This is a genomic window from Terricaulis silvestris (assembly GCF_009792355.1).
Lineage (GTDB): Bacteria > Pseudomonadota > Alphaproteobacteria > Caulobacterales > Aquidulcibacteraceae > Vitreimonas > Vitreimonas silvestris.
This window is the reverse complement of sequence record NZ_CP047045.1, coordinates 1,543,334-1,560,856: the sequence shown is the minus strand read 5'-3', so window position 1 is coordinate 1,560,856 and position 17,523 is coordinate 1,543,334. Positions and strand designations below refer to the sequence as shown.

Sequence of the window (17,523 nt, the reverse complement as noted above, 5' to 3'; positions counted from 1 at the left end):
CCCGCGCCGCGAATGCTGCATACTTGGGCGCGGGCGCCGCCAAACGCGGCGAAAGCCCTGGCGCTCCGCCGCAGATCGGACGCATCATCGCGACAGATGCGCAACTTCTTCGACGACATGTACGGAACTGACGGCGAGGTCCGCAACGCCTACGCCGCCATCGCCGCATGGCTCGCCGATACACCGTCCGACGTACTGGAGACCAAGCGCGAGGAAGCCGAGCGCCTCTTCCGCCGCGTCGGCATTACCTTCGCGGTCTACACCGAAGGCGGCGACACCGAACGGCTGATCCCGTTCGACATCATCCCGCGCGTGCTCGACGCCGAGGAATGGTCTCTACTCGAACGCGGCCTCGTCCAGCGCGTCACCGCGCTGAATCGATTCCTCGCCGATGCCTACGGCTCCCGTGAGATCGTCAAAGCCGGCAAGCTCACCAACGAATACATCGACAACCAACCCGCCTATTGCGCGCAGATGCAGGGCGTCTCGGTGCCAGGCGGCATCTACACCCACATCGCCGGCATCGATCTCGTGCGCACCGGCGCCGACGAGTTCTACGTCTTGGAGGACAATTGCCGCACGCCATCCGGCGTTTCCTACATGCTGGAAAACCGCGCCGTGATGATGCGGCTCTTTCCGGAGCTGTTCGCGCGCGTGGGCGTCGCACCGGTTGCACGTTATCCGCAAGACCTGCTGGCGACACTCCGCTCGCTGACGACGCCGATCGGCGAAGAGCCCTGCGTCGTGGTGCTAACGCCGGGCCAGTTCAACAGCGCCTATTACGAGCACTCCTTCCTTGCTGATGAGATGGGCGTCGAGCTTGTCGAAGGCGTGGACATCACGGTGCAGGACAAGAAAGTCTACATGCGCACCACCGACGGGCTGAAGCGCGTCCACGTCATCTACCGGCGCATCGACGACGACTTCCTCGACCCGCTCGCGTTCCGCGCGGACTCCGTACTCGGCGCACCGGGGCTGATGGAAGCGTACCGTGAAGGCAACGTGGCGCTTGCCAATGCGCCAGGCGCGGGGCTCGCGGACGATAAGGCCGTTTACATGCACGTGCCGGAGATGGTGCGCTTTTATCTGGGCGAAGAACCGATCCTAAAGAACGTGCCGACATGGGATTGCGCCAATGAAGGCGCACTCGCATACGTGATGGATCATCTGGAAGAGCTGGTCGTCAAGGAGACGCGCGGCTCTGGCGGCTACGGCATGCTAGTGGGTCCGCACGCGACCAAGAAGACCCGCGATGCGTTCGCAAAGAAACTGCAGCGCAACCCCTCGGCTTACGTGGCGCAGCCGACCTTGGCGCTTTCCACCTGCCCGACCTTTGCTGGCTCTGTCTGCGCGCCGCGCCACGTCGATCTCAGGCCCTTCGTGCTATCGGGCGTCGATGGCGTGCGCATCGTTCCTGGCGGTTTGACGCGCGTGGCGCTGCAGGACGGCTCGCTCGTCGTGAACTCGAGCCAAGGCGGCGGCACCAAGGACACGTGGGTGCTGCGGTCGAACGGAAACGGGCGCTGATGCTCGCGCGCGCCGCAGACGCCCTGTTCTGGCTCGCGCGCTACATGGAGCGCATCGACAACCTCGCCCGCCTGATCGAAGCGGCGCAAAGCATGGCCGGCGTCTCGAGCGAAGCCGAAGAATGGCGCTCTGCGCTTGCGGCCGCGGGCGTCGATGAGCTCTTCGACGAAGTCTACGATGAGGTGACGCCCGATACCGCGGCGCGCTTTTTGTGCACCGGCCCCGACAACGATTCTTCGATCATCAGCTGCCTCGATCAAGCCCGCATCAATGCGCGGGCGATGCGCACGGCGCTAACACGCGACATGTGGGAGGCGGTCAATCAGGGCTGGCTCGAATCGCGCGCGCTGACTGAACAGCACTTTTCGTCCGCGCGCCTCGCGGAAACCTTGGACTGGGTGCGCACGCTCTCGACGCGCTTTTCCGGCGCGTACGAAACTACGATGCTGCGCAATGAGAATTATTGGTTCGTGCGGCTCGGCACTTTTGTTGAACGCGCTGATAACACGGCGCGAATCCTCGACGTAAAATATCACTTGCTGCTGCCACGCGAGTCCTCCGGCGTCGGCGGCATGCTGGACTATTACCAGTGGACCAGCGTGCTCCGCGCGGTGTCCGCCGTGCGCGCGTATCAGTGGGTCTACCGCGAAGAGGTGCAGCCCTGGAACGTCGCCGAACTGATGATCCTGCGGCCCGAGATGCCGCGATCGTTGCGCGCCTGTTATGACGGCATCGTTGGCTGCCTCGAGGAACTCTCCAAAATCCACGGCGGCAAACGCGGCGAGTGCCACCGGCAGGCCGGAGCCATCGCCGCTCAACTTCGTTTCGGCCGTATCGAGGACATTTTCCAGACCGGTCTGCATGAAGCACTGACAGACCACATCGATAAGACGAGAGAACTAGGCGATCAAATAGCGAATCTGTACATGCGTTAGCAGCGCTCTCGGCGGGATTTTATGACGTATTGCGTTGGTCTTTGTTTGCAGGAGGGGCTCGTGCTCCTGTCCGACACTCGCACCAATGCGGGGCCGGACAATATTGCCAGCTTCACCAAGATGAACGTGGTCGCCCCGGGCGATCGCGTCATTGCCATGATGAGCGCCGGTAACCTCGCCGTCACGCAAGCGGTGGTGGCGCGCGTGATCGATGGCCTCGGTCTCGATCCAAACGAGCCGTTCGATACGCTGATGACAGTGAAGTCGATGTACGAGGCGGCGCAATTGATCGGCAACGCCGTCAGCCGCGTCTACACCTCAGCGACGTCGGGGCCGAATGCGCAGAATTTCATGTTCGACGCCAGCATCATCGTCGCCGGGCAGATCGCTGGCGACAAGATGAAGATGTTCCACATCTACGCGGCGGGCAATTTCATTGAGGCGACGGTGGACACGCCATTCTTCCAGATCGGCGAAGCCAAGTATGGCAAGCCGATCCTGGATCGCGTCGCACGCTACGACACGCCGCTCGACGGCGCGGTGAAGCTGGCGCTGATTTCGATGGACTCGACGCTGCGGTCGAATTTTTCAGTCGGCCTGCCGGCGGACCTCCTGATCTACCGGCGTGACTCGCAGGAGATCGCGGCGTATGAGCGGATCGCCGAGGACGATCCGTACTTCAAGGATATCCGCACGCGCTGGTCGGAAGCGCTGCGCGAAGCCTATCGCGACCTGCCGGCCCCGCCCTGGCTGAGCTGACGCCTCTAAACTAGGCGCCGCAAGTTTTGCAGGAATGGCCGCGCGCGCCGCTACGAGCGATCAGCGACAGCCCACCTCGCGGACCGCACCATTTTCGGCGCGTGCCGCGCCATGGCCGCGCTAGGCCCTCGTTCACCAGGAGTGTGCCGAGATCCTGACCATCTACGAGCACGTAGGCGATGCGGCGGCCATAAATGTCATGACGAAATGTGCGGCGGACGCTAACGACACTCGCGCTGCGGACCAATCGAATGGCCGCCGATCTAGCGTCTTCACCGCGGGAGCGCTCCCAGAAGCACTTTGCGTTGTCGCCGGTTTCCGGTGCGTCGATGTTGGCGAACCTATAGCGGATGCCCGTCGCGAGGTCATCGATGGTGTCGCCGTCTATGATCCACGGCTGTGTAAGGAGATGCGGTTTTTTTTCGGCGAGCGCGTTGGCGAACGCGTGCCAAAGGAAATATCCGTAGCGCGTCGGAATGAGCGCTGCGCCGACGATGACCACCGCCGCAGCGGTCGCCATCGCAAATGTTTCGACGTTCGTGACAGGTAGCGCGGCAAGCTCTGCAGGGAGATCAAACGCCCACGCGCCAACGACCACCGAGATGGTCGTCCCGGAGACCAACTTAAGCGGCCACTTGGACCGCCGACGCCGGCGCGCGTACGCCGGCCGAAGAAATCGGGAAGGCATGCACAAGTGGCCGCGCCCTGAGCTCGACCCCGTTGTTTAGTGGTGCTTAACCGAAAGCCACTCGCGGGCGCGCTTTTGCGCTTCCGCGATAAGATCTCTCGACATTTGGTCGGCGAGTTCGCGGCGGCATTCCTTGGCCGCTTCCGAACCGCGCGACGCGGCGAGATTGAACCACATGTGCGCTTGCACCAGGTCCAGCTCTTGGCCGGTCGAATAGATCAAGCCCAGCTTGTAGAGGTTGTCGCTATCGCTTTGCGTACGCACGGCTTCGTGCGCCTCAGCGATTTCATGATCTGTAAACGCCATTCTGGCCGCTCCCTTGTACCACTTAGGAACGTCTGGCTTTAGCCATATCCGTTCCACCCCAATGACGTGCATTTTTCGCGCCGTCAGAGGTGGATCAATAACGTGCATAACTTGCGATAAGCTTAAGCGCCGCTAGCTTTGTTTCTTGAGCGCATCGGAAACTGACTTCGCCGTCTGTCCGAACAGGAAGCGCGCGCTTTCCTTATTTTCCGCGGCGTTTTGATCTGCTGCGGCGCGTAACGCCTCGCCGGTTTTGACGGCAATCATCACGGCCGGGCGCGCATAAATGCGATCGATCCAGTCTTTAAGCTTTGGGAAATCATCATAGCTCTGCCCGAGCCGATGCGCGCCGCGCAGCCATGGCCACGACGCCATGTCGGCGATCGAATACTCGCCTGCGAGATATGGCAGTTCACTCAGCCGCCGTTCGACGACACCGCAGAGACGATTGAGCTCATTCACGTACCGCGTGCGGCCGTACTCGATCAGCGTCTCATCATCGACGAGCTTCGGCGCGTAGTTGATGAAATGGCTTGCCTGCCCGGCCATCGGGCCAAGATTGGCCACCTGCCATATCAACCATTCGTCAACCACGACGCGTGCGCGTTCATCCGCAGGATAGAACTTGCCGCTCTTGCGTCCGAGATACTGAAGGATGGCGCCGGACTCGAAGATCGAAATTGGCGCTCCACCCGGCCCATCGGGATCGATGATCGCGGGCATCCGGTTGTTCGGCGAGATCGCCATGAAGCTCGGCGTGAACTGCTCGCCTTTGCCGATGTTCACGGGCTTGATCACGTGTGGGAGGCCCATTTCCTCGAGCGCGATCGTGATCTTGTGGCCGTTCGGCGTAGGCCAGATGTAGGCTTCAATCGGCTGCGGCATCGGCGTTCCTGAATCTAACCTGAACGAACATGGGAACAGATCGCGCGTCGCGCTAGCTCACGCAGAGTGAGTTCGCCTCCGACAAAGACTTCACGAGGACGTGACGCTCGGTCGGAACACTGCAAGACGCGGTCAAAAGATACGTCTGAGTATTGCAAATCAACGCGATGACAAACTCTGACAAAGCCTAAGCACAGAGTTCCGCATTCATTCAGACACAGTTCAGTCAAGCGACGACAAACTCGCAGGGCAAAGAGGGACCTTCTTTTGAACGGAGCAGTTCAAGGGAAGCAGGAAGGAGACCTCGTTATGAAACGCTTTGTGATGGCGGCGCTTGCCGCTGCTACATTCGCGGCGCCGCTGGCTCTGCCGGCTCAAGCCGCTGCACAACATCGCGACCGAGACTGGGATCGTGACCGTGACCGCGGTGATCGAGATCGAGATCGTGACTATGATCGTCGCGACCGTGACGGCCGCTGGGATCGCGACGATCGCCGTGACCGCAGAGATCGCGGCCGCCACCGCGGTTGGGATCATAGCCGCTACAATGGCTACAACTATCGCGGCCGCTGGTATTATGGCCCGCCGCCCGCTGCGTATCGCGACTACGCCGACTACGGCTATCGCAGCTGGCGCCGTGGCGACCGCCTGCCGTCATACTACCGCACCCGCTATGTCGAAGTGCGCGACTATGATCGCTACGGCTATCGCCGTCCGCCGCGCGGCTACCACTACGTCCGCGATGACCGCGGCGATCTGCTGCTCGTCGGCATCGCGACCGGCGTGATCTTGGGCATCATGCTGGCCGACAACTAACCCTCCCTTGTTGGCCTGATGCCTTCAAAGCGCCCCGCAGCACCTCCCCGGCTGCGGGGCGCACTTTATGTGCATTAACCCGCGCTCAACTAAACTGATTGAGGCTCCCCAACGAACCACCGAGGAGCCTTTTCACATGCTGATGTACATCTGGATGTGCGTGATGGTGCAAGCCTTCGTGCCCGGCGGCGATCGCATCGCCTCGCTCCAGGCCGGCTCGTTCGAAGCGCACCTCCGGGCCGAGATCGACGGCCCTGCCGTGATTGGCGCGGCTGGGCACGTGGCGCGCTACACACCGCTTGCGGCTCGCGCGCGCTAACTGCGCTTCACATAGACCCAAGCACGCAGGCCGGACGCGAGTTCGGCATCGACGCGCTTGTAGTCTGACACTTCGTAGGAATCCGCGGCGGCGAGTTCCGTTGGCGTGATCGCGAACACCGTGCCTGGCACGCGGTCTGCCGGATATTCGGAGCGCACCACAATCGGATGAAAGCGCTCGCCGCTCTTGGCGAGCACATCGGGATCGGTGATCTCGACCAACTCTTTCTTGAAGCCCACGAGCGCGTCTGCCGCGCCGTCGAGCAACCGCCCAAACGTGGCGCGCTGCACCTCGGGCAGTTGCAGTGTCCCGTAGGAGAAGAGGCGCTCGCTCGCCTCGCTCACACGCCGAGCTTCCTCTTCAAAATCTCGTTCACCACCGCTGGGTTCGCTTTGCCGCCGGTCGCCTTCATCGCCTGGCCGACCCACCAGCCGAACGCCTTCGGGTTCTTCTGCACGTCAGCGACCTTATCGGCGTTCGCGGCCATCAACTCGTCGATGGCTTTCTCGATTGCGCCGGTGTCGGTGACTTGGCGCAATCCTTCGCGATCCACGATGGCGCCGGGCGCGTCGCCGGTCTCCAACATCTTGGCGAAGACGTCCTTAGCGATCTTGCCGTTGATGGTGCCGTCCTTGATCAGATCGAGCAGCGCGCCGAGCGCGTCGGCCTTCACCGGCGATTGCGCCAGCTCCAGGCCACTCTTGTTCAGCGCGCCGAACAGTTCCTGCGTCACCCAGTTCGCCGCTTGCTTGCCATCGCGGCCCTTGGCGACTGTTTCGAAATACGCCGCCGCTTCGCTATCGCCCGACAGCACGCCAGCGTCATACGCCGTCAGCCCGTAATCGGCGACGAAGCGCTTCTTCTTCGCGTCCGGCAATTCAGGCAGCGACGCCTTGATCTCGGCGATCCACGCATCGTCCAGCACCAGCGGCAGCAAGTCCGGGTCTGGGAAGTAGCGATAGTCGTGCGCGTCTTCCTTGGAGCGCATGGTGCGCGTTTCGCCCTTGTCCGGATCGAACAGGCGCGTCTCTTGATCGATGCTGCCACCGCCTTCGAGAATTTCAATCTGACGGCGCGCTTCGTACTCGATCGCTTGCTGCATGAAGCGCGTCGAGTTCACGTTCTTGATTTCGCACCGCGTGCCCCATTCCTTGGTGCCGGCCTTGCGCACCGAGACGTTCACATCGGCGCGCATGGAGCCTTCTTCCATGTTGCCGTCGCAGGTGCCGAGCGCGCGCACGATCGAGCGCACCTTATTGAAGTAAGCCGCCGCCTCCTTCGATGAACGCATGTCCGGCCGCGAGACGATTTCCATCAGCGCGACGCCCGCGCGATTCAAATCGACGTACGTCTCGTTCGGCGACAGATCATGGATCGATTTGCCAGCGTCTTGCTCCAAGTGCAGGCGCTCGATGCGGATCTCGATCGGCGCTTCGCCATCCGGCTCAATCTCGATCGCGCCTTCGCCAACGATCGGGTGTTGGTACTGGCTGATTTGGTAGCCTTGCGGCAGATCGGGATAGAAATAGTTCTTCCGGTCGAACCGGCTCTTCTTGTTGATATGCGCATTGAGGCCAAGGCCGGTGCGGACCGCTTGCTCCACGCAAAATCTGTTGATCACCGGCAGCATGCCGGGCATCGCCGCATCGACTAGCGACACATGCGCGTTCGGATCACCGCCATAAGCGGCGCTCGCGCCCGAAAACAGCTTCGCGTTCGAAGTCACCTGCGCGTGCACTTCGAGGCCCACAATGATTTCCCATTGGGTCTTCTGGCCGGCAACAAGCTGGTCAGGGCGGGCGGAGCGGATATCGAGTGCAGTCATGGTGCGGAGATAAGAGGATTGGCCGAACCACGCAACCGGCTGCAGGTTGGCGCGCGCGCCTTCAGGCGCGCACTTCTTCACTAAGCGAGGCGCTTGTGTTCAAGCGGGGCTGAAGCCCCGCGCTCCAACCTCAACGCGTCCGGGCGTAACCGTTGACAATCCGCGGGGCAGCGCGCGCGGGCTCGGCGGACGGGCCGGATGCGATCTGGACCGCCTTTTCACCAGGTCCAAACTGGCGCAGCATTTCGCGTTCTTGCTCAGCGTCTGAGGCAACTTCGGCGCGGCAGCTCAAGCGCCGGTCTTCGTACCAAAGCGCCTCACCCGCAGCGCAATCGTGATTGAGGGAGTCCGCGACGTAACGCATCGATGTGCCGGGCAGACACCGAAACAGCTCGCCCGCATAGGTCGCGACCACATCACGCTCGGCAAAGGTCTGCGACGCGGGGTGCGGCATGCCACGGGCATCCATGCAGATCGCTTGCACGCTGATGCTGCGATCCTGCGCGCGCGCGGGCGCTACGCCGAGAAAGCCAACGCCAAGGGCGAGAACAAGCCGCTTCATGACACAACTCTAAACCAACGACGCCTGCGGAGAACCCGGTTTCGCTTTCCAATTGGCCATCGGTACGCAAGTATCTGGCCGGGGACGGGCGCTCGGAGCACTCGGATGAAGACCACCCACTTAATGCTGGCCTGCGCCATCACGGCGCTCGCGGCCTGCGGCCAAACCAACGCCACCACCGACCCAATCACTGCGCCCGCTCCCGTCGCGGAAGCGCCGGCCGCGAGCTCATGCGCCGTGATCGCCAACCGCAATTGGACTGCTCACGTCAACGCCATGCCTGGGCCGGGTGCACAGCGCACGCTGATCGTGACCGGCGAAGTGGATTTGCCGACGCCAGGCTACGCCGCGACGCTCGATCTCGGCCCCGCCGACCGCAGCGCGATTCCGGTGCAGCAGCTCATCGTCACCTCGACAGCGCCCAGCGGCATCGTCGCGCAAGTCGTGACGCCAACGCCCGTGCGTTACGAAGGCCCCGCCATCGCGCAGCAATATCGCGCCGTGCGCATCATGTGCGGCGGCCAGCAGCTGGCTGAAATCACCGACATCGTCACCGCCCAATAGGCACACCCCTCGGCCCAAAATAAAAACCCCCGCTTTCGCGGGGGCAGGCCGAGGGGTGATGGCCTTGAGTTAGATTGGGAGAGAGGTCGAAGCGTTTGCGTGTGGGATCACCACACGCTCTGACCAACGCCGCCATCCATAGTCATGGCGCCGTTGAAGGTGGTTTCGGTGCGCGAGGCGCGCACTTCGGTGTCGCGGATGCGGACCAGCTTGTCGCCGGGGCCGTGGCGGCGCAGCAGCGAACGCTCGTTGCACGGGCGGCGCGCGATCTGCGGACGGCACTCAACGCGGCCGCCTTCGTACCAAAGCGCTTCGCCCTGGGCGCAGTCGGCCGAGCGGCCGTCGATGGTGTAGCGCATGCGGGTGCCCGACATGCAGCGATAGATCTCGCCACGATAGCCGTGGGCGACATCACGGCCGCCAAAGGTTTGCGACGCCGGGTGCGGGTTGTTGCTGGCGTCGATGCAGATCGCTTGGATCAGCAAATCGCGCTCACGGGTGACGCTCTCCATCTCGACCGACGCTTCGCCCACAGCGAAGGCGCCAGACGTGACAGCAGCAGTCGCGCCGCCTTCCATCACCATGTTCTGACGAATGATGGTGTCGCCCGTGCGGACGTTGGCGACCGCAATGGCAAACGCGGAAGCGCTAGCCTGAGCGCGGGCGCCGGCGTTCACTACCACGATATTCGGCGGCGGCACATTCGGCGGCGGCACGATCACGACCGGCGGCGTGCAGCACGGCGGCGGTGGCGGCGGGGGTGGGTTGCAGCCGTGATGGCACGCGGGCGGACGGTGGCAGCTATTGCCGCCGCAATCCGCAGACGCTTCCGTCGGCAGCGTCAGAAAACCAAGGGCTGCGACGCCAAACGCGATCGCGGCCAGAATGTACCGGGCTGGAACGGTCATATGCCGTTTCTCCTTAACTTCTCCCGGCGTGCTGCAAGCGAGGGGCCAGTCTCGCGTTAACGGCGAAACAGCCCCTTCTCAGCACGCAATTCCCTTGTCTCGCTTGGGCCTGAGGCTTGCGTGTGCCCTTGCGCACTCGAAGCAACATCACGGCTGTTAAGTTTAATGATGGGGGAAGAGACCTTTCATCCCGACACACGCGCGCTCCTCGCCTATGGCCGAGCGCTCGCTGGCGCGGGCGCGCCGCCTAAGAAGGGCGGCGCCGATCAGGTGCTTGAGCGTCTGTTCGTGATCGAGCGCACCAAGGACGGCCGCATGCCGATCCGCACCTTCGGGCAAGATCTGGTTAAGCTATTCGGCCGCGACCTGCGCGAACACGATTTCGCGCGCTTCTTCTTGGCCCCTGATCTCGCGATGATGAATGCGCTAATCGATGCGTGCGCGACCGCGGGCGAACCCGGCATTGCACGCATTACCGCGGAGACCGCCGGCGGATCAGTGCTCGGCGCGGAAATCCTGCTGACGCCGCTTAAGGTCGACCACAAGCTAGGCAACCGCTTTCTCGGCCTCTTCCAATCGCTCGGCGGCGAACCGTTCCTGGATGGATGTTCGATTCAGCTGTTACGATTGGGCTCATTGCATCCGCCGGCGGCCAAGGCGCCGAAGGGCATGCGGCTCGTCGTCGTGAACGACTAGATGCGTACGCGGAGCAAATGCGACCCGATCCTGAGTTATTTCGCCGAAGCCGAGGCGATACGAATTTCCACGCGGCGATTTTGTGCGCGGCCCCATTCGCTGGCGTTTGTAGCGATCGGCTCGAACTCGCCCATGCCGTCGGTGTCGATGCGGCGATGGCGGACGCCATAATCCGTCAGCGCATCGGCGACGGATCGGGCGCGGCGTTCGGAGAGGCGAAGGTTGTAATCGTCAGAGCCGATGGCGTCCGCGTGACCGATGATCGTCACTGACATGCCGGGATAGCGCGACAGGGTCTGCGCCAGTTGGCGGATTTGCGGCGTAAATTCGTAGCGCACATTGGCGCGGTTGAAGTCGAAGGTGATGTCGGACGGCATCCGCACGCGGACTTCGTTGGGCGATACGCGCTCGACCGTCGCGCCAGCGGAGGCAGACGGCGCCATGGTGGTTCGCAAGTCCTGCTCAGCGCGGTCCATCTCGCTTTGCTGCGCGAAGGCCGGTGCGACGGACGCGGCTACCAGTGCAATGGCCACAAGCAATGAACGCATGGGACGGCTCCCTCACAGCAACCGCCGCTGATGTGTTCCGCGTCTATGGCGAATCTGGGGCCTTGCGCCGCCCCAGCGCGCCGCTGACAGCGACGATGATCCCCGCACCGATCATGAACGCGACAACGAGGCCGGCTAGGTTCACCGCAATCTGGACATAGCTGATCGCTGTCGGATCCATGAAAAAGTACGGATAGAAGCCGTCGAACGCGCCGCGCGTAAGCCCATAAACTGCATAAGCGGCGGGCCACAGCGCCGCGAACGCCGCATCGCGCCAAGTCAGGCCGCCATGCGGACGCAACGCCCAGAAGATCGCAAACAGGATCGGCACGACGTTGTGGACAATGACGTCGGCCACCTTCTGCCAGCCTTGCGGGTCCCAGCGCGCCGCCAGCAGCACGTTGTAGGTGATGCACACGAACAGGATCGACGTCACCGCCATCAACTCGACGCGACGACTGTTGAGGCCGGTGGCGCTAGCAGGATTGAGCGCCGCACGCGCCATCACCAACGTGACGAACGTGTTAGTGAGAATCGTGAAATACGCAAAGTAGCGCCACGTCGCTTCGACCGGCGACGCGCCGTTCGACGTCATGTCGGCGTACAGTAGCACGTGCTGCAGAATGAGTCCGAACACGCCGACCAACGCGCCCACGATAGCCGCAAGCCGCGCGGCGCTCATACGGCGCCCACGCGTTCGTCCTCGGCGATCGGCGCATCCTGCGGCGGCAGCAAAGCCTTGCCCCGGATCATGTCGGAGAGTTTCTCCGCGATCATGATGGTGGGCGCATTGGTGTTGCCGCCGATCAAGGTCGGCATCACCGACGCGTCGATCACGCGCAGCCCGTCGATGCCACGCACGCGGAGCTCTTGATCCACCGGCGCCTTGGCATCCACGCCCATGCGCACGGTACCGACGGGGTGATAGAGCGTCTCCGCCGTGGACCGGATCCACGCATCCAGCTCGCTGTCCGTCCGGATGTGCGCACCCGGCGCGATCTCCGCGCCACGATAACGATCAAACGCCTCTTGCGAGACGATGTCCCGGATCAACCGGATACTGTCGCGCATGCAGCGAATATCGTTTGGCTCGCTGAGATAGCGCGGATCGATGATCGGCGACGCGAACGGATCGCGCGACGCCAGTTGCACCGTACCGCGGCTCTCTGGCCGCAGCGGGCAGGTGTGAATGGTGAAACCGTCCGCCTCCGCTTTAACCCGGCCGTGATCGCGCATCAGGGCGTTGACGAAGTGAATTTGCACATCCGGCCGGTCCAACTCGCCGCGCGTTTTGATGAAGGCGCCCGAGTGCAAGTGGATCGTTCGGCCATGCCCGGTGCCGCGCAGCATGTACTCGATGCCGACCATCGTCTGCTTCGAGCCCTGAAGCAGCGAGTACAGCGTAATCGGCTTGGTGCATCCGTACAGCACACCGCAATCGATGTGATCCTGCAGGTTGCGGCCGACTTCCGGTGAATCGACCTCAACCGGAATGCCAAGCTTCTTCAGGTCGTCAGCAGGCCCGATGCCTGAGAGCAGCAGCAGCTGAGGCGATTGGAATGCGCCCGCGCTCACCAGCACTTCGCGCTTGGCGTAAACAGTCTTCACCGGCTTGCCGAGGCCGGCGGAATACTCAACACCGACCGCCATGTTGCGCTCAATGATGATGCGCCCAGCATGCGCGTTGGAGATCACCGTCAAGTTCGGGCGCGTACCGACAACCGGGCGCAGATACGCGTTCGCTGTCGACCAGCGTTTCCCATCCTTGATGGTCAGGCTGTAGATGCCGGCGCCTTCCTGCTGATAGCCGTTGAAGTCGCGCGTGACCGGGAAGCCGGCTTGCGCGGCGGCGCGGATGAACACCTTCTGCAGCGGATACCCAGGCGGGCTTTTGGAAACGTAGAGCGGCCCGCCTTCGCCGTTCCAAGCATCGCCGCCGGTCTCGTTGTTCTGCGAGCGCTTGAAGTAGGGCAGCACGTCCGCATAGCCCCAGCCGGTCAGGCCCGTCTGGCGCCAGTGATCGTAATCGCGCGCGTGGCCGCGGATATACATCATCGCGTTGATCGAGGATGAGCCACCCCAACCGCGTCCGCGCGGCTGAAACAGACGCCGGCCACCGAGCTCAGCTTGCGGCGCTGTCTCGAACGCCCAGTTCGTCGCGTTCTTGTTGTTGAAGAGCTGGCTGGCGCCCGCCGGCATGTTCACGAGCAGGGTGTCGTTATGGCCGCCCGCCTCCAGCAGCGCGACACTGATATTCGGGTCTTCGCTCAGCCGGGTCGCCAGCACGCACCCGGCGCTGCCGGCGCCCACGATCACGTAATCGAAGCGATCGCCACTCTCTATATCCGCCACGTTTCCGTCCCTCTTATGGTTGCCGGAACCTTTGCGCGCCCGCCGCCCCGGCGCCAAGCCCTGCCCCTCCGTCAAAGCTTAATCAAACGTTTACGGTGAACAGTGCATTGATGATGCGATGACCCAGATTGCAGCAAAGCTCGATCTCGCCGCCGCCGCGCGCCGGCTCACCGCCGCTCAGGTCGGCCTGCGCGAACGCCGCCGCTTCCGCCGCATGCCGATCCAAGTCAGCGGCCGGCTGCTGGATACGTTCGGGCGCGAACACGATTGCCGGACTGAAGACATTTCGCCCGGTGACGTCCGCATCGCGGCCACCACGCTGCCGCCGATCGGCGAACGCGTCATTATCTATCTTGAAGGCATCGGCCGCGTGTCCGGCAAAGTCGCGCGCAGCTGCGGCGAAGGCGAAGTCGCTGTCATCTTCGACTTCACTGCGCACAAGCGCGAGAAGCTCGCCGAGCAATTGACACTGATCGTTAACCGCGATCTCGGGATCGAGGCGCCGGTGCGCCCGACGATCAGCGACGGCGCTCAGCTGGTGAAACTCGAATTCGAGACTGGCGAAGCGTACGAGGGCGAAGTCGTCGACTTCTCGCTCGCCGGCATCACCATAAAGAGTAAGCGGCCGCCGCCCCTGATTGGCGTGTGGGTCCGGGTGGGCACGGTGTATGGCCGCGTGGCTCGCTTAATCGAGGGCGGCTTCGCCATCGACTTCGACCAGCACAAACGTCCCTAATAAACTCTTCTCCGGCACGGCGATTGCTTCCGTTCCACTTCACCGATGAGGCGAGTAACTCATCGTGCTGAATTGGAGCATGAGCCCGTGAGCGACGTCGCCCCTCCCAAGATCGCAACCGCCTCGACCTGGTGGGTGCAGATCCGCGGCAAAGCGTTTGGCCCATACTCCCTTGAGCAAATGGCGCGCTTTCTCGCGGAAGGCCGCGTGCGCCAGACATCAATGGTTTCGCAACAGCCCGACACCGGTTGGACCGAAGCCCGCCGCGTGACCGAACTGCGCGCCATGCGCACGCCGAAAGCTAGCAACGACGCCGGCGCTTCGGAAGCCGCCAACATCTTCGTCCACGCCGAGATCATCTCCGGTTCGTGGATGGCGTTCATGGCGGCGCTCGAAAGCATGGGCCAAGTCTGCGACCTCGCGCCCGGCCTCTGGCTCGTGCGCACCAAGTTCACCTCTGGCGTTGTTCGCAACACGCTTTCGCAAACACTCGAACGCGGCGATCGCTTTGTCGTGGTCGACGCTACCCGCGATCGCTTGGCCTGGTTCAACCTCGGCCCGGAAGTCGATGTCCGCATCGGCAAAGTGTGGAACGGCCCGCTGCGCGCGGAAGCGAAAGCCTAAGTCGGCGGCACACCCGTCATCAGGTACGGGTACGGGTTCATCGAGTCCGCCTGCCACCAGCGGCGCTCGGTCCCACGCAAACGTTGAATCTCGAAATGCAGATGCGGCACCGGCGCGTTGCCCGTCATGCCGACATATCCAATCGTCGCGCCTTGGCGGACTTGATCGCCTTCGAGTAACCCAGCGGCGCGCGCGCTGAGGTGACCATAATAATAGACGAAGCGCTCGGTCTGATCGAATTGATAGATCGTGATCCCGCCGCGGACACTGTCGAAGAATTTCACAATGCGCCCGTCCGCCACGGCCTGCACGCGGGTTCCTTGCGGCGCGATAATGTCGATGCCTTGATGTGTGCGTCCTTCGGACCGCGCGTCGCCCCAGGTGTCCTGCAACTCGGAGCGTGTCACGCCCTCGACCGGTATCATGAGACGCGCACGCAGACGCTGCTGCGGCGTCGTGGGCTGGCGGTGTTTGACGAGGAGTTCGGCATCCTGAGCGGGCGCAGACAGCGGCACAGGCGCCTGACGCGGCCACAACGCCACGCCCACAGCCAAAGTCGCGACTAATCCGATGATATGAAGCCAAACGCCTCTCATCCTACCGCAACACGCCGCGCGTCGCTGAAGTTCCCGCTACACAAGCGGCGCCTTAACGCCTCATAATGGTCGCGACGCTGCGTCAGGCCACTGCTGCTGCGGAGCAAAGGGCGCATGAACCGACGGAACTTGCTGCAATTCGCGGGCGGAACTTTGCTGAACGGCGCGCTGGTCGGCGGCGGCGCTGCAGCGCTGATCTTGCCCGCAAACGCGACTACGCTAACCGGGCCGCCTGCCACGCGCGCGGCTGAGGCGCGGCGGCTCGCATTCGTCAACACGCACACGGGCGACACGTTCGCCGACGCGTACTGGGAAGCGGGCAACTACGTCCCCGACGCGATGGCGGCGATCAATCACGTCATGCGCGATCACCGCTCCAGCGAAGCGCACGAGATCGATCCGCGCTTGCTCGATCAGCTGCACGCGCTGCGAGGCGCAGTCGAAACGCAAACACCCTACCAGATTATTTCCGGCTATCGCTCGCCCGTGACCAACGCCGCGCTGCACGAAGGATCGAGCGGCGTTGCAACGCGCAGCCTGCACATGGAAGGCCGCGCCATCGACATACGCATCCGCGGCGTGGACACCGCCCGCTTGCGCGACGCGGCGCTTGACATGGCCGCCGGAGGCGTTGGCTATTACCAAGCCTCCGACTTCATCCACGTCGATACCGGCCGCGTTCGCCGCTGGTAGTTAGCCGCGCCCGCTTTCGCGCGCGGCCAGGCCACTGCCTTCCTGAATCGTCACTGGCACACCGACGCTGACGGCGCGGCCAAGTTCAGTCGCATCCCAGTTGGTGAGACGGATGCAACCGTGTGACTGCGTCTTGCTCACTTGCGCCGGGTTGGCAGCGCCGTGGATGCCGTAGGTTTCCGCACTCAGCGCAATCCACACCGCGCCGACCGGATTGTTCGGACCCGCGGCGATGTCCACCGCACCGTGGCTACGGCGGCCAAACGTCGGCAAACGCGCTGGATCGTAGCGATAGGTCGGGTCAAACGCGACGCCGCGCACCGTGTGCTCGCCGACCGGCGCAGGCGCATCGCCGCTGCCGATGGTGGCGGGGTAGTAGGCAACGAGTTGGTTCGATGCATCGAACGCACGCACCGCGCCTTCATCGATATCAACCTGGACCGACGCCACTGTGGCGCTAAGTTCACCACCGCCGTTGGCGACAACGATTTCCGTGCCGGCCGTCGCAAAGTCCACGCTGGGATTCAGCGTGCGCAGCAGATCCTCGTCCATGTGGAATTTCTCGGCGATCGCCTCGGCGGCGCTCTCGTAGCCGACGCGCTCAAGGCGTGACATCGCTTCGAGATCCTGCGGCACATCCACGAAGGGCCCAGACACGTCTTCTGACGTCAGCACATAGGCCACGAGCGCAGGCGACGAATCCGCCTGCTCCAGGCGCGTCAACAATGCATCGTCGGCGAGACCGTTCACGGGCAAATTGTTCGCGTGCTGATACGCTGACACCGCTTTGCGGACATTCTCACCGTCATAGCCATCGATCACACCCGGCGAGAAATGCGCGCGGTCGAGTAGCACTTGAATGCGCACCAGGCCAGCATCGTAGCTCACCGTGGATGCGGGGGTCGTCGCCGTCGGCGATTCACCCGCCGGCGGCGGTGCGGGCGTCGGCGCGGCGGCCGGCTGCAAACGCTCAGTCGGATCCGGCGCCTGCGCGGGCATGGGCGTCGTGAAGCGCGAAGCGTTGACGCGATCCATCTCGGCGCGCGTGGCTTCGGCCATCTGCACCACGGGTGCGGAACTTTGCGTATCGGCGGCAGGCGGCGAACACGCAGCCGCTAGCAAAACCAACGGCGTGACAACGGCGATGAACTTCATGTGAGCTACCCCTGATAATCCCTCAGGTG

General features: G+C 63.3%; 22 protein-coding genes. 10 read left to right on the top strand and 12 right to left on the bottom strand.

The features are described from left to right. Nucleotides 1-12 precede the first annotated feature (12 nt). The 3 genes from DSM104635_RS07930 to DSM104635_RS07920 are packed head-to-tail and all read left to right on the top strand — an operon-like array spanning nucleotide 13 to nucleotide 3,221. Nucleotides 13-1,527: a circularly permuted type 2 ATP-grasp protein gene (locus DSM104635_RS07930; protein ID WP_228445958.1), complete on the top strand. Its 1,515-nt coding sequence runs from the start codon at nucleotides 13-15 to the stop codon at nucleotides 1,525-1,527. After that, nucleotides 1,527-2,462, top strand: a complete 936-nt coding sequence (locus DSM104635_RS07925; RefSeq protein ID WP_158765686.1) for an alpha-E domain-containing protein — start codon at nucleotides 1,527-1,529, stop codon at nucleotides 2,460-2,462. Before DSM104635_RS07930 ends, DSM104635_RS07925 begins: the two co-directional genes overlap by 1 nt. A gap of 21 nt (nucleotides 2,463-2,483) precedes the next feature. Next, a complete protein-coding gene (locus tag DSM104635_RS07920) occupies nucleotides 2,484-3,221 on the top strand; it encodes a proteasome-type protease (protein WP_158765685.1) in 738 nt (245 codons plus the stop codon). A 10-nt stretch (nucleotides 3,222-3,231) separates the two neighbouring features. Here the strand turns inward: DSM104635_RS07920 and DSM104635_RS07915 are convergent, their stop codons facing one another. From DSM104635_RS07915 to DSM104635_RS07905, 3 genes are all read right to left on the bottom strand, one after another. Next, on the bottom strand, nucleotides 3,232-3,741 hold the full coding sequence (locus DSM104635_RS07915) for a thermonuclease family protein (protein ID WP_158765684.1): 510 nt from the start codon (nucleotides 3,739-3,741) through the stop codon (nucleotides 3,232-3,234). 204 nt (nucleotides 3,742-3,945) lie between these two features. Further along, the gene (locus tag DSM104635_RS07910; RefSeq protein WP_158765683.1) at nucleotides 3,946-4,215 is read right to left on the bottom strand and encodes a hypothetical protein; all 270 of its coding nucleotides are present in this window, start codon (nucleotides 4,213-4,215) and stop codon (nucleotides 3,946-3,948) included. 132 nt (nucleotides 4,216-4,347) lie between these two features. Beyond that, nucleotides 4,348-5,100, bottom strand: a complete 753-nt coding sequence (locus DSM104635_RS07905) for a glutathione S-transferase N-terminal domain-containing protein (protein ID WP_158765682.1) — start codon at nucleotides 5,098-5,100, stop codon at nucleotides 4,348-4,350. 309 nt (nucleotides 5,101-5,409) lie between these two features. Between DSM104635_RS07905 and DSM104635_RS07900 the strand changes: the two genes are divergently transcribed. Both DSM104635_RS07900 and DSM104635_RS07895 read left to right on the top strand, forming a co-directional pair. Next, the gene (locus DSM104635_RS07900; protein ID WP_158765681.1) at nucleotides 5,410-5,916 is read left to right on the top strand and encodes an RcnB family protein; all 507 of its coding nucleotides are present in this window, start codon (nucleotides 5,410-5,412) and stop codon (nucleotides 5,914-5,916) included. Between the two features lie 136 nt (nucleotides 5,917-6,052). Beyond that, the gene (locus DSM104635_RS07895) at nucleotides 6,053-6,235 is read left to right on the top strand and encodes a hypothetical protein (RefSeq protein WP_158765680.1); all 183 of its coding nucleotides are present in this window, start codon (nucleotides 6,053-6,055) and stop codon (nucleotides 6,233-6,235) included. On the opposite strand, the gene DSM104635_RS07890 is transcribed toward DSM104635_RS07895, so the two are convergent. The 3 genes from DSM104635_RS07890 to DSM104635_RS07880 form a co-directional block, all read right to left on the bottom strand. Further along, on the bottom strand, nucleotides 6,232-6,579 hold the full coding sequence (locus DSM104635_RS07890; protein ID WP_158765679.1) for a gamma-glutamylcyclotransferase family protein: 348 nt from the start codon (nucleotides 6,577-6,579) through the stop codon (nucleotides 6,232-6,234). The two genes, DSM104635_RS07895 and DSM104635_RS07890, sit on opposite strands and share 4 nt — an antisense overlap. Further along, complete coding sequence (gene gatB, locus DSM104635_RS07885; protein WP_158768037.1) at nucleotides 6,576-8,060, bottom strand: Asp-tRNA(Asn)/Glu-tRNA(Gln) amidotransferase subunit GatB; 1,485 nt, start codon at nucleotides 8,058-8,060, stop codon at nucleotides 6,576-6,578. The genes DSM104635_RS07890 and gatB overlap by 4 nt, the downstream gene beginning before the upstream one ends. A 130-nt stretch (nucleotides 8,061-8,190) precedes the next feature. Further along, a complete protein-coding gene (locus DSM104635_RS07880) occupies nucleotides 8,191-8,622 on the bottom strand; it encodes a hypothetical protein (RefSeq protein WP_158765678.1) in 432 nt (143 codons plus the stop codon). A 105-nt stretch (nucleotides 8,623-8,727) separates the two neighbouring features. Here DSM104635_RS07880 and DSM104635_RS07875 point away from each other — a divergent pair, with 105 nt between their 5' ends. Further along, the gene (locus tag DSM104635_RS07875; RefSeq protein ID WP_158765677.1) at nucleotides 8,728-9,186 is read left to right on the top strand and encodes a hypothetical protein; all 459 of its coding nucleotides are present in this window, start codon (nucleotides 8,728-8,730) and stop codon (nucleotides 9,184-9,186) included. Nucleotides 9,187-9,293: 107 nt separating this feature from the next. Here DSM104635_RS07875 and DSM104635_RS07870 read toward each other — a convergent pair whose 3' ends face one another. Then, the gene (locus tag DSM104635_RS07870) at nucleotides 9,294-10,094 is read right to left on the bottom strand and encodes a hypothetical protein (protein ID WP_158765676.1); all 801 of its coding nucleotides are present in this window, start codon (nucleotides 10,092-10,094) and stop codon (nucleotides 9,294-9,296) included. Nucleotides 10,095-10,262: 168 nt separating this feature from the next. Between DSM104635_RS07870 and DSM104635_RS07865 the strand changes: the two genes are divergently transcribed. Next, entirely contained in the window at nucleotides 10,263-10,790 is a 528-nt protein-coding gene (locus DSM104635_RS07865; RefSeq protein ID WP_228445957.1) for a PAS domain-containing protein, read from the top strand. 35 nt (nucleotides 10,791-10,825) lie between these two features. On the opposite strand, the gene DSM104635_RS07860 is transcribed toward DSM104635_RS07865, so the two are convergent. From DSM104635_RS07860 to DSM104635_RS07850, 3 genes are read right to left on the bottom strand one after another with little or no spacing between them, the layout of a single operon-like run. Then, nucleotides 10,826-11,338 carry an OmpA family protein gene (locus tag DSM104635_RS07860; RefSeq protein WP_158765674.1) on the bottom strand — a complete coding sequence of 171 codons (513 nt, stop codon included), beginning with the start codon at nucleotides 11,336-11,338 and terminating at the stop codon, nucleotides 10,826-10,828. Between the two features lie 43 nt (nucleotides 11,339-11,381). Beyond that, the gene (locus DSM104635_RS07855; RefSeq protein WP_158765673.1) at nucleotides 11,382-12,020 is read right to left on the bottom strand and encodes a Pr6Pr family membrane protein; all 639 of its coding nucleotides are present in this window, start codon (nucleotides 12,018-12,020) and stop codon (nucleotides 11,382-11,384) included. Continuing rightward, nucleotides 12,017-13,690, bottom strand: a complete 1,674-nt coding sequence (locus DSM104635_RS07850; protein ID WP_228445955.1) for a choline dehydrogenase — start codon at nucleotides 13,688-13,690, stop codon at nucleotides 12,017-12,019. Before DSM104635_RS07850 ends, DSM104635_RS07855 begins: the two co-directional genes overlap by 4 nt. Before the next feature lie 118 nt (nucleotides 13,691-13,808). Here DSM104635_RS07850 and DSM104635_RS07845 point away from each other — a divergent pair, with 118 nt between their 5' ends. Next, on the top strand, nucleotides 13,809-14,426 hold the full coding sequence (locus tag DSM104635_RS07845; RefSeq protein ID WP_158765672.1) for a PilZ domain-containing protein: 618 nt from the start codon (nucleotides 13,809-13,811) through the stop codon (nucleotides 14,424-14,426). Between the two features lie 87 nt (nucleotides 14,427-14,513). Next, nucleotides 14,514-15,050, top strand: a complete 537-nt coding sequence (locus DSM104635_RS07840; protein ID WP_158765671.1) for a DUF4339 domain-containing protein — start codon at nucleotides 14,514-14,516, stop codon at nucleotides 15,048-15,050. On the opposite strand, the gene DSM104635_RS07835 is transcribed toward DSM104635_RS07840, so the two are convergent. Further along, complete coding sequence (locus tag DSM104635_RS07835) at nucleotides 15,047-15,592, bottom strand: M23 family metallopeptidase (RefSeq protein ID WP_228445953.1); 546 nt, start codon at nucleotides 15,590-15,592, stop codon at nucleotides 15,047-15,049. The genes DSM104635_RS07840 and DSM104635_RS07835 overlap by 4 nt on opposite strands. Nucleotides 15,593-15,760: 168 nt before the next feature. Between DSM104635_RS07835 and mepK the strand changes: the two genes are divergently transcribed. Further along, nucleotides 15,761-16,339, top strand: coding sequence for a peptidoglycan L,D-endopeptidase MepK (gene mepK / locus DSM104635_RS07830; RefSeq protein ID WP_158765669.1), 579 nt, complete (start codon nucleotides 15,761-15,763; stop codon nucleotides 16,337-16,339). Here mepK and DSM104635_RS07825 read toward each other — a convergent pair whose 3' ends face one another. After that, the gene (locus DSM104635_RS07825; protein WP_158765668.1) at nucleotides 16,340-17,494 is read right to left on the bottom strand and encodes a L,D-transpeptidase family protein; all 1,155 of its coding nucleotides are present in this window, start codon (nucleotides 17,492-17,494) and stop codon (nucleotides 16,340-16,342) included. Nucleotides 17,495-17,523 lie beyond the last annotated feature (29 nt).

Coding starts and splice junctions, on each gene's coding strand:
- DSM104635_RS07930 (WP_228445958.1), top strand. CDS start 13: ATGCTGCATACTTGGGCGCGGGCGCCGCCAAACGCGGCGAAAGCCCTG.
- DSM104635_RS07925 (WP_158765686.1), top strand. CDS start 1,527: ATGCTCGCGCGCGCCGCAGACGCCCTGTTCTGGCTCGCGCGCTACATG.
- DSM104635_RS07920 (WP_158765685.1), top strand. CDS start 2,484: ATGACGTATTGCGTTGGTCTTTGTTTGCAGGAGGGGCTCGTGCTCCTG.
- DSM104635_RS07915 (WP_158765684.1), bottom strand. CDS start 3,741: ATGGCGACCGCTGCGGCGGTGGTCATCGTCGGCGCAGCGCTCATTCCG.
- DSM104635_RS07910 (WP_158765683.1), bottom strand. CDS start 4,215: ATGGCGTTTACAGATCATGAAATCGCTGAGGCGCACGAAGCCGTGCGT.
- DSM104635_RS07905 (WP_158765682.1), bottom strand. CDS start 5,100: ATGCCGCAGCCGATTGAAGCCTACATCTGGCCTACGCCGAACGGCCAC.
- DSM104635_RS07900 (WP_158765681.1), top strand. CDS start 5,410: ATGAAACGCTTTGTGATGGCGGCGCTTGCCGCTGCTACATTCGCGGCG.
- DSM104635_RS07895 (WP_158765680.1), top strand. CDS start 6,053: ATGCTGATGTACATCTGGATGTGCGTGATGGTGCAAGCCTTCGTGCCC.
- gatB (WP_158768037.1), bottom strand. CDS start 8,060: ATGACTGCACTCGATATCCGCTCCGCCCGCCCTGACCAGCTTGTTGCC.
- DSM104635_RS07880 (WP_158765678.1), bottom strand. CDS start 8,622: ATGAAGCGGCTTGTTCTCGCCCTTGGCGTTGGCTTTCTCGGCGTAGCG.
- DSM104635_RS07875 (WP_158765677.1), top strand. CDS start 8,728: ATGAAGACCACCCACTTAATGCTGGCCTGCGCCATCACGGCGCTCGCG.
- DSM104635_RS07870 (WP_158765676.1), bottom strand. CDS start 10,094: ATGACCGTTCCAGCCCGGTACATTCTGGCCGCGATCGCGTTTGGCGTC.
- DSM104635_RS07865 (WP_228445957.1), top strand. CDS start 10,263: ATGGGGGAAGAGACCTTTCATCCCGACACACGCGCGCTCCTCGCCTAT.
- DSM104635_RS07860 (WP_158765674.1), bottom strand. CDS start 11,338: ATGCGTTCATTGCTTGTGGCCATTGCACTGGTAGCCGCGTCCGTCGCA.
- DSM104635_RS07855 (WP_158765673.1), bottom strand. CDS start 12,020: ATGAGCGCCGCGCGGCTTGCGGCTATCGTGGGCGCGTTGGTCGGCGTG.
- DSM104635_RS07845 (WP_158765672.1), top strand. CDS start 13,809: ATGACCCAGATTGCAGCAAAGCTCGATCTCGCCGCCGCCGCGCGCCGG.
- mepK (WP_158765669.1), top strand. CDS start 15,761: ATGAACCGACGGAACTTGCTGCAATTCGCGGGCGGAACTTTGCTGAAC.
- DSM104635_RS07825 (WP_158765668.1), bottom strand. CDS start 17,494: ATGAAGTTCATCGCCGTTGTCACGCCGTTGGTTTTGCTAGCGGCTGCG.